Genomic DNA, 14,961 nt, shown 5'->3' with positions numbered 1-14,961 from the left:
GCACGTGAGTGTCTGCTTCGAGACCCTATTGTCGCTTGTAAGTCAAACTCGAAAGCAACTCTTCGACCAACCGATCTTCAACGCCCCTGTCGTCAATTTCACAGTTGTATGTCGCAAATATCATTGTGGAATTGCATCTCAGGCACCAAGATCTCCACCACGTGTCATTGTTGGTTGTTTCAATGGAAAAGCCTGTATAATCGCCCTGAACAGTCGCTTTCAGTTTGTAGGGCTGCAGCCCCATTTTTTCTGAAAATTCAATTAGATCACTGTCAGATACTACGTCATCTTTGATGTAACTTGATAATTGCAACACTCCGAAACCATCATCCGTCACGAAACCTACAAAATCGTCGTTCTCGTCCAATAGCGAACAGTTTTTGGGAAGAGCTAGCGCCCAGCTTCCTCTCGAGTAATCGGAATTTGACCCGAAGACTTGTAAAATTTTTCTCATCGGTTGAACTTAGCAAACTTAGAGTTCTAAGGGCAATCTAGTCCGCACAGCAGAACAAAAACGGCCCACCGGATAGGCAGACCGTTTTTTGTTGAGCGGTTTCTAACTCAAACCTGACGCACCGCGCCTTTCGCTGCGCTGGTGGTCAGTTTGGCATAGGCTTTCAGCGCAGTAGAGACCTTGCGCTTGCGCGGTGCCGCAGGAACCCAACCTTTTTCGTCTTGAGATTTGCGGCGCTCTGCGAGGTCTTCATCAGACACCGCAAGATGGATTGTTCGGTTAGGAATATCGATTTCGATCTTGTCGCCGGTTTGCACGAGGCCGATCTCGCCACCTTCGGCGGCTTCGGGCGAAACATGACCAATTGAAAGGCCTGACGTGCCGCCCGAAAACCGTCCGTCGGTCAGCAAGGCGCAGGCTTTGCCGAGGCCTTTGGATTTCAGATATGAGGTCGGGTACAACATCTCCTGCATCCCCGGTCCGCCGCGCGGCCCCTCGTAGCGGATGACGACAACATCCCCTTCTTTGACCTTACCCGTCAGAATATCGCTGACGGCTTGATCCTGACTTTCACAAACATAGGCCGATCCGGTGAACTTCAGAATGTTCTCGTCGACACCAGCCGTTTTTACGATGCACCCGTCGCGGGCGATGTTACCGAACAGAACTGCAAGACCGCCATCTTGGCTAAAGGCATGTTCTTTGGATCGGATCACACCGCCTTCGCGATCTGTATCCAGCTCTTTGTAACGGTTGGATTGGCTAAACGCCTGCGTGGTGCGGACGCCACCTGGTGCCGCTTTGAACAGATCCTGAGCCCTTGGGTTGTTGGCGACCTTGATGTCCCAATTGGCAATGGCCTCGGCCATCGTGGGCGAGTGGACCGTGCTGCAATCATCGTGAAACAACCCCGCACGGCTCAACTCTCCAAGGATCGAGAAGATGCCGCCCGCACGGTGGACATCTTCCATATGCACATTCTCGGTATTGGGCGCGACCTTGCACAGGCATGGCACTTTTCGGCTAAGCCGGTCCATGTCGGTCATTGTGAAATCGACATTGCCTTCATACGCGATGGCCAACAGATGCAGGACCGTATTGGTCGACCCGCCCATCGCGATATCCAAACTCATGGCGTTCTCAAACGCCTTAAACGTGGCGATCTCACGCGGCAAGAAGCCTTTCTCATCCAGATCATAGTGGCGCTTGGTGATCTCGACGATTCTGCGCCCGGCTTCCAGAAACAGCTCTTTCCGGTCGGCATGGGTGGCAAGGGTCGAGCCGTTGCCCGGCAGGGCCAGACCAAGCGCCTCGGCCAAACAGTTCATCGAGTTGGCAGTGAACATGCCTGAACATGACCCGCAGGTAGGGCACGCGTTTTCTTCGATATGTTTGACCTGTTCGTCCGTGAACCTGTCGTCTGCAGCAGCAACCATCGCGTCCACCAGGTCGATCTTCTTAGCGTCCAGATCGGCGATGTCGATCTTGCCCGCCTCCATCGGGCCGCCCGAAACAAAGATCGCCGGAATGTTGAGCCGCATCGCGGCCATCAACATGCCGGGGGTGATCTTGTCGCAGTTCGAGATGCAGACCATCGCATCGGCGCAATGGGCATTGACCATATACTCCACACTGTCGGCGATCACCTCGCGGGAAGGCAGCGAATAGAGCATCCCGTCGTGACCCATGGCGATGCCGTCATCCACGGCGATGGTGTTGAATTCTTTGGCGACACCACCTGCGGCCTCGACTTCGCGCGCGACCATCTGACCCAGATCTTTCAGGTGCACGTGGCCGGGCACAAACTGAGTGAAAGAGTTGACGATGGCGATGATCGGTTTGCCAAAATCGCCATCGGTCATGCCGGTGGCGCGCCACAGGCCACGGGCACCGGCCATGTTGCGGCCATGAGTGGAGGTTCTGGATCGGTACATTGGCATGATGCTGTTTCCCTTTTGCCCTACCTGCGGTATCTGGGTGCGTATGTTATAGCGCACGTATCATATGTGCGTTATAACGTACAAGGGAAATCGCAGGGCACTGGCATGGAAACATTGGCTGAAACTGGCGAAATCACGCTAAAACTGAGGGATGTGCGGGCAGCCTCGGGGCTGAGCTTGTCAAAAGCTTCGGAATTGACCGGGGTCAGCAAAGCAATGCTGGGCCAGATCGAACGCGGCGAATCAAGCCCGACGATTGCCACCTTGTGGAAGATTGCCAAAGGGTTTCAGCTGCCTCTCAGTGCGCTGATCGGAACGTCTGTTTTGCGTGACTCATCGGATGCGAACATGTTTCGAACGGTGACTTTTCCAGGCAGCATCGAAGTAAAGATCGTGTTTCCGTTTGACCCGGTTTTGGGGGCAGAGACCTTTCACGTTTCCCTGACTCCAAACCAATGCCACGAATCGCCAGCCCATGCTGCCGGAGTTACCGAAGAGGTATTTGTCCTTGATGGGGCCCTTGACGTTTTGCGCGACGATGAATGGGTTTCGCTGCACGCGGGGCAGGGTCTGCGGTTCTCGGCGGATGTCCCACACGGGTATCGCGCAGGGCAAACAGGAGCGATGTTTCTGAATATGCATCACTATGGGCAAACAGCTGCGTCAGAGCCGGTTACCTGAACCAAGTTTCCACCCGCTGAATTGATAATGAGGGCTATTGATGGCTGCTTTTTTGGACACGCTGACTTGGGCCGATGCCCTCGGGTCGTTTGGCGCACTGGTTGTGGTCGGGGCTTATTTCGCAACGCAGATGCGCATGATGAACTCCGATGATCTGGCCTTTCCGGTGATCAACCTCCTGGGGTCAATTCTGATCGTTTATTCGCTGCTGCAGAACTTCAATCTGGCCTCGATGCTGATCGAAAGTTTCTGGATCGCAATCAGCTTTATCGGAGTTATTCAGCATATCAGGCTGCGCCGCGCGCGATGAAGACGTGAAACAGCGCTAACATCCTCCATCCAGTCTTGAATACGCATCCCGCCAAGTATAGGGAAACTCCTGCACGTTTTGGGGAGGCATTGATGCTGGACGATCCGAAAACCCTGGTGTCTACCGAATGGCTGGCCGCTCATATGAAGGACCCGGATCTGCGGATTCTGGATGGGTCGTGGTACCTGCCGCAACAGGGGCGTGACGCCAAATCCGAATATGATGCGGGCCACATCCCGGGCGCTCGGTTTTTTGACATCGATGACATCTCTGATCAGCGATCAGATTTGCCACATATGGCGCCGCCGGTCGAAAAGTTCATGTCGCGTCTTCGCGCTATGGGCGTGGGCGACGGCCATCAGGTGGTGGTCTATGACGGTGCCGGTCTTATGTCTGCAGCGCGCGTCTGGTGGTTGTTCCGTCTGATGGGACAAGAAAACATTGCCGTTCTGGATGGGGGCTTGCCAAAATGGCAGGCCGAAGGGCGTGAAATCGAGGATCTGCCGCCTGTTATCCGCGACCGCCACATGACCGTGCGGGTGCAAAATCAACTTGTGCGCGATGTCACGCAAGTCTCTGCCGCTGCCAAGCTAGGCGACCACGAAATCATAGACGCGCGCGCGGCGGGCCGGTTCACGGGTACAGACCCCGAACCGCGCGAAGGGTTGCGGTCGGGACGCATCCCTGGCTCTCGCAACGTGCCTTTCGGTGCATTGCTGAACAGAAACCACACGATGAAATCACCCGAGGAGTGCCGCGCCATTTTCGAGGCCGCAGGCGTCGATCTGTCGAAACCGGCGATCACATCCTGCGGGTCGGGCGTGACAGCCGCGATCCTTAGCCTTGCGCTTGAGCGCATGGGCAAGAAAGATCACTCGCTTTATGACGGCTCCTGGGCTGAATGGGGTGCCTTCCCGACCCTGCCCGTCGCAACCGGAGAGAACTGATGTTCGAACATCTCAAACCGCAACCTGCCGACAAGATTCTAGCGCTGATGCAAATGTACCGCGAGGACCCGCGCGATCAAAAGATCGATCTGGGTGTCGGCGTCTACAAGAATGCTGAAGGTATCACCCCGGTGATGCGCGCGGTGAAAGCAGCTGAAAAGCGCATTCTGGAGGAGCAGGAGAGCAAAGCTTACACCGGCCTGGCCGGTGATCCGGCCTATGCCGATGCGATGATTGATCTGATCCTTGGTGCATCCGTCCCGCGCGCCAATATTGCCGCCGTTGCGACTCCGGGTGGCACCGGTGCCTGCCGTCAGGCGTTCGAGATGATCCGCATGGCCAACCCTGAGGCCCGCGTCTTCGTATCGAACCCAACTTGGCCCAACCACCTGTCGATCCTGAACTATCTGGGCGTGGAAGCCGTTCCTTACCGCTATTTTGACGACGAGACCCGTGGCGTCGATTTCGACGGTATGATCGAGGACCTGAAAACTGCCAATGCTGGCGACGTCGTCCTGTTGCATGGCTGCTGCCACAACCCGACCGGGGCCAACCTGAACATGGTCCAGTGGCAAGACGTCGTGAACATCATCAATGAGCTCGGTCTCGTGGCGATGATCGACATCGCCTATCAGGGCTTTGGCGACGGCCTTGAGGAAGACGCGCAGGCGACCCGTCTGGTGGCCTCGTCCGTCAAACGATGCCTGATCGCGGCGTCCTGCTCGAAGAACTTCGGCGTTTATCGTGAGCGCACTGGCCTACTGATGGCGATCAGCGATGATGCGGCGCAAACGGCGCTGAACCAGTCGACGCTGGCCTTCCTGAACCGCCAGAACTACTCCTTCCCACCGGATCACGGGGCAAGAGTTGTAACGACGATCCTGACAGACCCGGAACTTCGCGCGGACTGGGAAGCAGAGCTGGAAGAGGTCCGTCTGTCGATGTTGGACCTGCGTCAACAACTGGCCGATGAGTTGCAGCGCCACAGCGGTTCAGATCGCTTCGGGTTTATCGCCCAGCATCGCGGTATGTTCTCGCGCCTCGGCGCTGCCCCGGACCTGGTTGAGCAACTGCGGGGCGATCACGGTATCTATATGGTTGGTGACAGCCGGCTGAACATCGCAGGCCTGAACGCCACAACTGTGCCGATCTTGGCCAAAGCGATTGTCGACGTCGGCGTCTAACGAACACGATTTAGAACAAGAAAACCCGGACGCAAGCGCCCGGGTTTTCGTGTCTTTTGGATCAAGGTCTAGCCTTTGGAGAACTCTGGATAGGCTTCCATACCCAGTTCGGCCATGTCGAGGCCATTGATCTCGTCCTCTTCGCTGACGCGGATGCCCATGGTGGCCTTCAGGATGGACCATAGGATCAAGGCGGCGACGAAAGTGAAGATGCCGTAGGCCACGATACCGGTCAGTTGAGTGATCAGGCTGGCCTCACCGTAGAAGATCACGGCGATGGTGCCCCAAATGCCTGCGAACAGGTGAACCGGGATGGCACCGACCACGTCGTCGATCTTGAACTTGTCCAGCATGGGAACCGCGAAGACAACGATGATACCGCCGACTGCACCGATCCAAAGCGCGCCGAACAGGGTCGGTGCCAGAGGCTCGGCAGTGATTGAGACGAGACCAGCAAGCGCGCCGTTCAGAACCATGGTCAGATCAGGCTTTTTGTACAGAACCTGTGTCATGATCAGGGCGGCAACAGCGCCCGCCGCAGCGGCCATGTTGGTGTTAGCAAAGATGCGCGATACGTCAGATACGTCACCCACGGTGCCCATCGCCAGCTGCGAGCCGCCATTGAAGCCGAACCAGCCCAGCCACAGGATGAATGTCCCCAAGGTGGCTAGCGCCAGGTTTGAACCGGGCATCGGGTGGACTTTGCCGTCCTTATATTTGCCGATACGCGGGCCAAGGATGAGACAGCCCGCCAGAGCCGCCCAGCCACCGACCGAGTGCACAACAGTTGAGCCAGCAAAGTCAGAGAAGCCTGCTTCAGACAACCAGCCGCCGCCCCACTGCCAGGACCCAGAGATCGGGTAAAGCACACCGGTCAGCACGATCACGAAGATCAGGAAAGGCCACAGTTTGATCCGTTCCGCCACGGCACCCGAAACGATCGAGGCGGTTGCGGCCACAAACACCAGCTGGAAGAAGAAGTCCGAGCCAACCGACGCATAATCCAGCGCCGCTTCGGCCGCGGGGACTCCCACGGGATCCAGAACTGTGGTTGAGAAGAACGGGCCAACCCAACCCGCTATGGTCCAGCCGTCGCCAGGGTACATCAGGTTGAAGCCGATCAGCCAGTACATGATTGCGGCAAAGGAAAACAGCGCCACGTTCTTGATCATCTGCATGGCAACGTTTTTCGACCGCACCAGCCCGCCTTCGAGCATGGCAAAACCAGCGGCCATAAAAAACACCAGAAAGCCCGCCATCAAGAACAGCAAGGTGGTGAAGATGTATTGTGTATGCAGCGCAGCTTCGCCGGTTGCGGCGTCCTCTTGCGCAAGACCCATCTGCGGCAGCACGACGATCGCGGCGGCAGGGATGAGAGATTTCATCAGGTTCATTGTCAGTCCTCGAATGATGTGGAGTAAGGGCGCCTACAGCGCTTCCTCGTTGGTTTCCCCGGTCCGCACGCGCAGCGCCTGCTCGACATCGAGGACAAAAATCTTGCCGTCACCGATCTTGCCGGTTTTGGCGGTTTTGGTGATGGTCTCGACGATCTGGTCGGCCATGGTGGCAGGAACCACGATTTCCAGTTTGATCTTGGGCACGAAATTCACGGCATATTCGGCCCCACGGTAAATTTCCGTGTGACCGGATTGCGAGCCGAAGCCCTTGATTTCGGTCACCATCATGCCGCGCACCCCGGCCGTGGTCAGTGCTTCACGCACCTCCTCCAGCTTGAACGGCTTGATTGTCGCAATAATCAGTTTCACGTCTTTCCCCTCTGCTTCCCCGGCGGGACCGGTTTGTTTGCACCTGCAGAAAAAGAGCGCGAGAGACCGCCGTAGGGAACGGTCACTGGACGTAAAAGCGCCGTTAAATGACGCAAAGTTGCACATTTTTTGCACAAATTGCGCAAGTAGATTAAAAATTAAGCATCAATGAGAAGGAGAAATTCCGGAATTTCTGACCTCTACATACCCAGAGTACCGGGGTAAGGTGGCCCAAAAGCATAATCGGGCAGAGTTTGAGCATGACTGAGTCCAGACGTCGTAAATCGACATTGGTCGCGGATAAAAGATACCCGTCGAAGAGGCGCAAGCCCACGGCGACCAAGCGCGCTGCGAAGCCAGCGGGCAAGAAGGCCACCGCACGCAAGGCAACAACGCGCAAGACCGCACGGAAAAAAACACGGAGAATGTCCGGCGGCAACGGCGGTGGCATCTTTCGCCGTCTTTTCCGTTGGATATGGCGGTTGATCTGGGGTCTGACATGGCGTGTCGGAGCTATTGTCGGCATGTTGGTCGCATTGGCGGTGGGTATCGTCTATACCACATTGCCGGATGTCGACGCGCTTTTGGACGGACGTGCGCGAGGATCGGTGACGCTGCTGGACCGCGACGGCAAGGTCTTTGCGTGGCGCGGAGACCAGTTCGGTGGGGTAATCACGGCGGATACCGTCTCACCCCACCTGAAGAACGCCGTCGTCGCGACCGAGGACAAACGATTCTACCGTCATTTCGGGATCAGCCCACGTGGCGTGGCCAGCGCTGTGCGCATCAACCTTAGCGAAGGGCGTGGGCCGTTGTCTGGCCATGGCGGCTCGACCATCACGCAGCAGACGGCGAAACTATTGTGTCTTGGCGTGCCCTATGAACCTGACCAGTGGGAGTCCGAGGCCGCGTATGAATCCGATTGTCGGCAAGGGTCGCTGTGGCGCAAAGGCAAAGAAGCCATTTACGCAATGGCGATGGAGGTCAAGTACTCCAAGGATGAGATTCTGACAATCTATCTGAACCGCGCCTTCCTGGGTGCAGGCGCGCGCGGGTTCGAAGCTGCGAGCCAGCGCTACTTTGGCAAATCTGCCGCCGAAGTTTCACCAGCCGAGGCTTCGATGCTTGCTGGTCTGCTGGTGGCACCGACGCGTTATGCGCCCACAAACGACCTGCAGCGATCCCAGGACCGCGCGCGGCTTGTTGTGGGCCTGATGGAAACTCAGGGTTATCTATCGGGCGCTCAGGCAAGTGAAGCCCGTAGCAGGCCGGCGCAATTGTCCGAAGCTGCCGCAGCGCGTGCCGGGGGCTATTTTGCAGACTGGGTGATGGCCAGCGGACCAGAGTTCTTTACGCGAAATACGACCGAGGATGTGGTGATCCGCACTACTCTGGATCAGCGTATTCAGAAGTCTGCGGAAGAGGCGTTGAAGTACATCTTTCAGGAAAAGGTGCGCGAAGGATCGAAAGCACAGGCCGCGATTGTTGTGATGTCAGCCGATGGCGCGGTGCGCGGGATGGTCGGCGGTCGCAAGACGCGTGTGTCTGGCGCATTCAACCGTGCCACGCAGGCGCTGCGGCAGACCGGGTCGTCCTTCAAGCCCTTTGTCTATGCAACGGCGCTGGAACTGGGATACTCCCCGCTGGATACTGTGATGGATGAACCCACATGTTGGAACATTGCCGGGTCCGGTCAATGGTGCCCTGAGAACTACACAAAGAAGTATTATGGCCGGGTCAGTTTGGCCGATGCGCTGAAGAACTCACTTAACATTCCGGCTGTTAAAGTGGCCGAGATTTCGGGGCTGGAAAACGTCCGTACCGTGGCCAGCCAGTTCGGAATCACCAGCGATCTCGCGCAAGGGCTCGCTTTGGCGCTGGGCGCATCCGAAAGCACGCTGATCGAGATGACGGGGGCCTATGCCGGTATCCTGAACGGGGGTTCGGCCGTGGAGCCCTACGGTTTGACCGAGCTTAAGCTGTTGGGGGATGACAAGCCGGTCATGGTGACGACAACCGGAATCGGCGAGCGGGTGATCCGCGATGAAGCCGCAAAGCAGCTGACCTGGATGATGGAACGCGTCGTGTCTCAGGGGACCGGCGGGCGGGCCAAACTGCCCGGCTGGCAAGTCGCGGGTAAAACCGGCACCACTCAGGCTGCGCGCGATGCCTGGTTCATCGGGTTTACGGCCGACTATGTCACTGGTGTGTGGATGGGATATGACGACAACACGCCGCTGTCAGGTGTGACTGGAGGTGGTTTGCCTGCGGAAATCTGGCGGGAAACCATGTTGCGTGTGACCGAAGGCATGACCCCGACACCGCTGCCGATGCTGGCACCCGCTCCGCCGGTCCAGGTGCAACAACCCAGCCAGCCGCGCCGCAAACAGGGTGGCGGGTTTGCCAAGGCCGTCGACAATCTGTTGAAGGACATATTCGGCGGGAACTAAATTCCACGAAGGGTTGGGAGGTGCGCTGCACCTCCCAACACCACTTACAGGCTTTCGTCCAGCGCTACGATGATGGCAGCGCCCATTTCCGTGGTCGAAACCGGCTCGACCCCTTCATCGGCCAGCAGATCGCCAGTGCGCACGCCGTCGGCCAGAACCTTCTCTACCGCGCCTTCCAGACGATCCGCTTCAGCGCCTTGGTCGAAGCTGTAGCGCAATGCCATCGCAAAGCTGAGGATACACGCGATTGGGTTGGCCTTGCCTTGTCCCGTGATATCGGGCGCAGACCCGTGGACCGGTTCATACATCGCCTTAGGCCGACCATTGGCCATCGGCGCGCCGAGGCTGGCAGAAGGCAGCATGCCCAGGCTACCGGTCAGCATAGCTGCGCAATCCGACAGGATGTCACCGAACAGGTTATCAGTCAGGATCACATCGAATTGCTTGGGCGCCCGGACCAGCTGCATGGCGCCGTTGTCGGCATACATGTGCGACAGTTCAACTTCGGGATAATCCGCAGCAACACGAGTTACGACCTCACGCCACAGGATGCCGGATTCCATCACGTTGGCCTTTTCCATCGAACACAGTTTCTTGTTCCGGCGCATCGCCAGTTCAAAGGCCGAGCGCGCGGCGCGTTCGATTTCGGATTCAGTGTAACGCTGCGTGTTGATCCCCACGCGTTCGTTGCCTTCCTCGAAGATACCACGCGGCTCGCCGAAATAGACACCTGACGTCAGCTCGCGCACGATCATGATATCGAGACCTGCGACAATGTCCTTTTTCAAAGATGAGAAATCGGCCAGCGCGTCAAAGCATTGCGCCGGGCGCAGATTCGAATACAGGTCCATTTCCTTGCGCAAACGCAGCAGGCCGCGTTCTGGTTTCAAGCTGAAATCCAGATCATCGTATTTAGGGCCTCCAACGGCCCCCAACAGAACAGCATCCGCTTCCTGCGCTTTTGCCATTGTTTCGTCCGACAACGGAGCACCATGAGCGTCATAGGCCGCACCGCCCACAAGGTCCTCGCTGACATCAAACTGTAGGTCGCGATTGGCACCGAACCAGTCGATGATCTTGCGCACTTCGGCCATGACTTCGGGGCCAATTCCATCTCCGGGCAGGATGAGGAGCGAGGGGTTGGACATGAAGGGTCTCCTTGCGTTTCGTCGCAATGGCCCTAGCGTCTGTGCCGCATCGGGTCAATGAGACGATCCAGCCGATTCACACCGAAAGCGCAGGTTGGCCACGGTTTGGCTGGCGCACGGCATCAGTTTTGCAAAAATGCCTACAGGCTTGCTTTTAGCCCTTCTGCTAAAAGATCCCAGACCCGGCGGATGCGCGGGGTCTGACGCATGGCCTGCGGCGCGGCCAACCAGACCGGCAAAATGGGAATCTCAACATCCAGGCGCACGACTTCCACTTTGGGATCTGCTTGGGCAACCTGAACCTGGCCGAAACCAATGCCGCAGCCCGCCCGGATAAGCTCCCAATAAGCGCTTTGCAGATCGCAGCGGGTGGCAAAACTGTCGCGACTGGCTGGCCATCCCTTTTCTCGCATTTTGTCGATGATCTGCTTGTTGGCGTCAAATCCAACCAGATCGTGACGGAAAAGATCTTCGGGGGTTTCGGGCCGGCCCGCCCGATCCAGATAGGATTTGGCCGCGCAAAAGCAAAGCGGCACGTCACCAATGTAACGGGACACGATGTCCATCTGCTCAGGGCGGTACATGCGCACAGCGATATCAGCCTCGCGATACAGTAGGTTCTCGCTCGCATCGGTCGCCACAAGCTCGAGCTGAATCGCCGGTTCCTGCCGACGTATGTCCGCCAGAATCGACGGCAAAAGATGGTGTGAGGCAAAGACAGATGCGGTGATCCGAACGGAGCCTTCCAATTGCTGCGACTGCCCTGCTGCGGTCATACTGAACGCGCTCATGGCGCTGTGCATCTGTTGTGCCATCGGCAAAAGCTGGGATCCAACCTCGCTGAGCTTCAGCCCGCGTGCGTGTCGGTCGAACAGGGACACGCCCAACTCAGCCTCAAGCGTTTGGACCTGTCGGCCCAGTGTTGGCTGGCTGCGTTCCAGCTGCCGCGCCGCGGCAGACAGTGATCCGGTTTCGGCAACGGCCAGAAAGCTCTGAATCAGGGACCAGTCCGCATGTGTTAAGGTTCTGTCCATTCAAAAATGAATACACAATCTACACCGGCCGGCAATTCCTTAGTTGAACTGAATGACTACATTGGCTGCTGACAGGAGAATGCCATGACACAGACCGTTCTAATTTTGGGTGCATCAGGTCGCTTTGGCCGCAACGCCGCTTTGGCTTTTGGCAATGCGGGTTGGGTCGTGCGCAATTTTGATCGTAAGACCGACTTGCTGGAAGAGGCAGCGACAGGGGCGGATGTCATCGTCAATGCCTGGAACCCGCCCTATCCGGACTGGGCGCGTCTTGTACCGAAACTCCATCGGCAGGTGATCAACGTGGCCTCGGAAACCGGTGCAACCGTCATTGTTCCGGGGAATGTCTATGTGTTTGGCGCCAATACGCCGAGCCCTTGGTCGGGTGACACACCGCATCTGGCGACAAACCCGCTGGGTCGTATCCGAATAGAAATGGAAGAAACCTATCGCAGTTCATCCGTGCGGACGATTGTCCTGCGAGCAGGGGATTTCATCGATACCTGCGCCTCGGGCAACTGGTTTGATCAGGTCATGATAAAACACTTATCGCGTGGTCGGTTGGTTTATCCTGGCGATCCAAGCATTCCTCATGCCTGGGCTTACCTCCCTGATCTGGCGCGAACAGCCGCTGCGTTGGCTGAGATGCGCGATAGGCTGCCTCGGTTCTGTGACGTCCCCTTCGCCGGGCACACTCTGACAGGAACAGAGATTGCCACGGCATTGTCACGGGTGACCGCCCAGACCGTGACGATCAAACAGATGAGCTGGTGGCCCCTTCACCTTGCTAAACTACTCTGGCGACTGGCCCCGCACTTGCTTGAGATGCGATATCTATGGGATGTGCCCCATCGGTTGGATGGTAGCCTGATGGCCGAGCTGTTGGGAGAGGTTCAGCAGACCGGGTTGGACGATGTCTTGCGATCCGCAATTCCCGCGTCTCTGTCAGAGCCTTCGCGCGCGACCAAAGCAGTGGCCGTTTGAGCGGTCTAGGGTACTGCCACGTCCACCCAGACCAGACGATGACGGCTGGCGCTTTGGGCCGCACCCCCCAGGTCGCTATCCGGAGCAGGCCAATAGACACCAGCATCTACGACTCTTAGGTCTGCCGACGGCAAGACGTAGTCGACACGCATCTTTCCGGCGGCTTTCCAGTCAACCGTTGCCAACGCGCCGGTCGCATCCTTTTGCTGCGGGTCTTGCAGGTGTGGATTGGCCAGAAGCGACCGGATTGCGTGTCTGCGCCCATCGCCCTGATCCGGGTCCAGATTGGCATCCCCTGCGATCACGAAGCGGTTCGTCAGCACGGGGCCAAGATCACCATCCATCAGCAATGACCAAAGTCGAATCTCATCCCGGTTGCGTAGCCCGTTGCGGTCTTCCGGCCCGTCAAACACTGGCGGGCTGGCGTGAAAGGTCATCAGACTGATGTGGCCGATCGGTGTAGCAACAGGCACCACCCAGTGCCCGGTCGACGACAGGCGCTGCGCGGCCTGAGCCTGATCCGAAGGGAAGGGTTCGCCATCAACTGCTGGTAATTCGGCTCCGGGCAGGTCACGCCACAAGACCTTGGAATAATCCTGGATTTCAGACCGCAGAATTTCGTGCTTTGACAGCACGGCCAAGCCGCCGTGACCGGTAAACAAACCCCAGCCATGCGAATCTCCGGGACCCTGCGTGCGACCATCCCCATCCAGATCAAGGCCAGAGTCCAAACCGGAATTGGGCTGGGCGGCAAAGTGGTAGGGAAAATCCAGTCCCGATTCACGCAGTTTGCGGGACAAAGCGGTCAGGGCGAGGCCATCCATGTCCCAGTCGATGCCTTGTAAGGCCACAATGTCGGGCTGCATTGCCACCAGTACTGCGACAACGGCCTGGACCTGAGGATCGTTGCGTTGAACGTCACGCAGCAGAAGCCCCGGACCTTTTCGGCTGAGTTCGGTATTGAAGGTGGCAACACGTATCACATCTGCATGCACCGCAAAGGGCAGCAAACACAGAACAAGGGCGCGGATCATGCAGCCTGAGTTGTCTCGTTCGTGGAATAGGCGCGGCGTTTTTCGACGATCAAACCTGCGATGCGCAGTGTCGCCATTCCCCGCATGATCATGCTGGCGGGCAAAAAGGCCCAAGCGCTTAGCGTCCAGATCAAGGTCTGAGGATTGCTCAGCGAGATCGGGTTGGCGAAGTTTGTCAGCATTTCAATCGCGGCAGGGATAAGAAAAGGAAGCAAGACACCGATGCAGATATTCAAACGTCCATCGCGCTGTAGCCGAGCCACAACATCCCCACCTTTGGTTGGGTCAAACAGCGGTAAATTGGTCCACACGTTGAACGCGCCATTGCCCGTGGGCCACCCCTTAAGTTTGACGGCATACGCAAAGCTGGCGATCGTCACCAAGGCGGCAACATAGGCAACACTGGCAGTGACGCGAACCAGTTCAATCAATGGCAGACTTGCGTCAGCGGGAACCATCAACACGATCAGACGAACCGGCGAATACGGGAAGTCGACAACGTTGGCGACGGACAGACCCATTGAATAGAAGAATGTTGTCAGCTCTGTCGGGGCGTAAGTGTTCTTACAGATCAGCGTTAGAAAAGTGACCATCGACATCAGGCCAACGAATCGCAACCGGTTCACCGGCGGCGCATCACGAAACTCAATGAAACTGGGAAAGGCAGAGTTGTATTCAGCAAATGTCAAGATAAACGCGAGTATCGCGAGAAAGACCACGATCTCGGTCCCGTTCGTCGATGATACTGGGAGGTATAACGCGGGAGTAAGCACCATGAGTGCCACCAATATTCCACGTATCGCCGCCCCTGATGTGCGCGCAATCACAATTCCGAACCCTTTTTTCAAACCGGAGTAGCCGATCTCTGCCGACTTACATTCCAACTTGTCTCCGCCGATTTTTTCCTGGCGGTTGCCTGTCTAACGACACATTGGCGATAAGCGACATTTCGCTCAAGCCATGGCGCAGAAGACACCCGATTTCGGGCAAAATGATGGCGAAAGTGGTGCGGCTTTGCATCATTGCTGT

The 14,961-nt window shown here is 57.3% G+C and carries 14 protein-coding genes; 6 read left to right on the top strand and 8 right to left on the bottom strand.

The features are described 5' to 3' along the window. Window positions 1–25 precede the first annotated feature (25 nt). Complete coding sequence (locus tag ACR0BU_RS17650) at window positions 26–454, bottom strand: hypothetical protein (protein ID WP_480738255.1); 429 nt, start codon at window positions 452–454, stop codon at window positions 26–28. Window positions 455–561: 107 nt separating this feature from the next. Further along, window positions 562–2,394, bottom strand: a complete 1,833-nt coding sequence (ilvD, locus tag ACR0BU_RS17645; protein WP_480738254.1) for a dihydroxy-acid dehydratase — start codon at window positions 2,392–2,394, stop codon at window positions 562–564. A 105-nt stretch (window positions 2,395–2,499) separates the two neighbouring features. On the opposite strand from ilvD, the gene ACR0BU_RS17640 reads away from it, so the two are divergent. From ACR0BU_RS17640 to ACR0BU_RS17625, 4 genes are all read left to right on the top strand, one after another. After that, a complete protein-coding gene (locus ACR0BU_RS17640; RefSeq protein WP_299082361.1) occupies window positions 2,500–3,075 on the top strand; it encodes a helix-turn-helix domain-containing protein in 576 nt (191 codons plus the stop codon). 40 nt (window positions 3,076–3,115) lie between these two features. Next, window positions 3,116–3,385, top strand: a complete 270-nt coding sequence (locus ACR0BU_RS17635; RefSeq protein ID WP_480738253.1) for a CBU_0592 family membrane protein — start codon at window positions 3,116–3,118, stop codon at window positions 3,383–3,385. A 92-nt stretch (window positions 3,386–3,477) separates the two neighbouring features. Then, the gene (gene sseA / locus ACR0BU_RS17630) at window positions 3,478–4,332 is read left to right on the top strand and encodes a 3-mercaptopyruvate sulfurtransferase (protein ID WP_480738252.1); all 855 of its coding nucleotides are present in this window, start codon (window positions 3,478–3,480) and stop codon (window positions 4,330–4,332) included. Continuing rightward, window positions 4,332–5,516 carry an amino acid aminotransferase gene (locus ACR0BU_RS17625; protein WP_480738251.1) on the top strand — a complete coding sequence of 395 codons (1,185 nt, stop codon included), beginning with the start codon at window positions 4,332–4,334 and terminating at the stop codon, window positions 5,514–5,516. The genes sseA and ACR0BU_RS17625 overlap by 1 nt, the downstream gene beginning before the upstream one ends. Before the next feature lie 68 nt (window positions 5,517–5,584). Here ACR0BU_RS17625 and ACR0BU_RS17620 read toward each other — a convergent pair whose 3' ends face one another. Further along, complete coding sequence (locus ACR0BU_RS17620; protein ID WP_298936489.1) at window positions 5,585–6,910, bottom strand: ammonium transporter; 1,326 nt, start codon at window positions 6,908–6,910, stop codon at window positions 5,585–5,587. Between the two features lie 33 nt (window positions 6,911–6,943). Continuing rightward, a complete protein-coding gene (locus tag ACR0BU_RS17615) occupies window positions 6,944–7,282 on the bottom strand; it encodes a P-II family nitrogen regulator (protein WP_298936488.1) in 339 nt (112 codons plus the stop codon). A 260-nt stretch (window positions 7,283–7,542) separates the two neighbouring features. On the opposite strand from ACR0BU_RS17615, the gene ACR0BU_RS17610 reads away from it, so the two are divergent. Continuing rightward, window positions 7,543–9,732, top strand: a complete 2,190-nt coding sequence (locus ACR0BU_RS17610) for a transglycosylase domain-containing protein (protein WP_298936487.1) — start codon at window positions 7,543–7,545, stop codon at window positions 9,730–9,732. A 44-nt stretch (window positions 9,733–9,776) separates the two neighbouring features. Here the strand turns inward: ACR0BU_RS17610 and leuB are convergent, their stop codons facing one another. Further along, the gene (leuB, locus tag ACR0BU_RS17605; RefSeq protein WP_480738250.1) at window positions 9,777–10,880 is read right to left on the bottom strand and encodes a 3-isopropylmalate dehydrogenase; all 1,104 of its coding nucleotides are present in this window, start codon (window positions 10,878–10,880) and stop codon (window positions 9,777–9,779) included. A 140-nt stretch (window positions 10,881–11,020) separates the two neighbouring features. After that, on the bottom strand, window positions 11,021–11,914 hold the full coding sequence (locus ACR0BU_RS17600; RefSeq protein WP_299082351.1) for a LysR family transcriptional regulator: 894 nt from the start codon (window positions 11,912–11,914) through the stop codon (window positions 11,021–11,023). Between the two features lie 84 nt (window positions 11,915–11,998). Between ACR0BU_RS17600 and ACR0BU_RS17595 the strand changes: the two genes are divergently transcribed. After that, entirely contained in the window at window positions 11,999–12,898 is a 900-nt protein-coding gene (locus ACR0BU_RS17595) for a Rossmann-fold NAD(P)-binding domain-containing protein (RefSeq protein WP_480738249.1), read from the top strand. Window positions 12,899–12,903: 5 nt separating this feature from the next. Here ACR0BU_RS17595 and ACR0BU_RS17590 read toward each other — a convergent pair whose 3' ends face one another. Further along, complete coding sequence (locus ACR0BU_RS17590; RefSeq protein ID WP_480738248.1) at window positions 12,904–13,932, bottom strand: endonuclease/exonuclease/phosphatase family protein; 1,029 nt, start codon at window positions 13,930–13,932, stop codon at window positions 12,904–12,906. Continuing rightward, the gene (locus ACR0BU_RS17585; protein WP_300071468.1) at window positions 13,929–14,708 is read right to left on the bottom strand and encodes a hypothetical protein; all 780 of its coding nucleotides are present in this window, start codon (window positions 14,706–14,708) and stop codon (window positions 13,929–13,931) included. The genes ACR0BU_RS17590 and ACR0BU_RS17585 overlap by 4 nt, the downstream gene beginning before the upstream one ends. Between the last annotated feature and the right edge of the window lie 253 nt (window positions 14,709–14,961).

The organism is Ruegeria sp. CK2 (genome assembly GCF_056536585.1).
The sequence above is the reverse complement of the archived record's forward strand: the minus strand, read 5'-3'. Positions and strand labels throughout refer to the sequence as shown.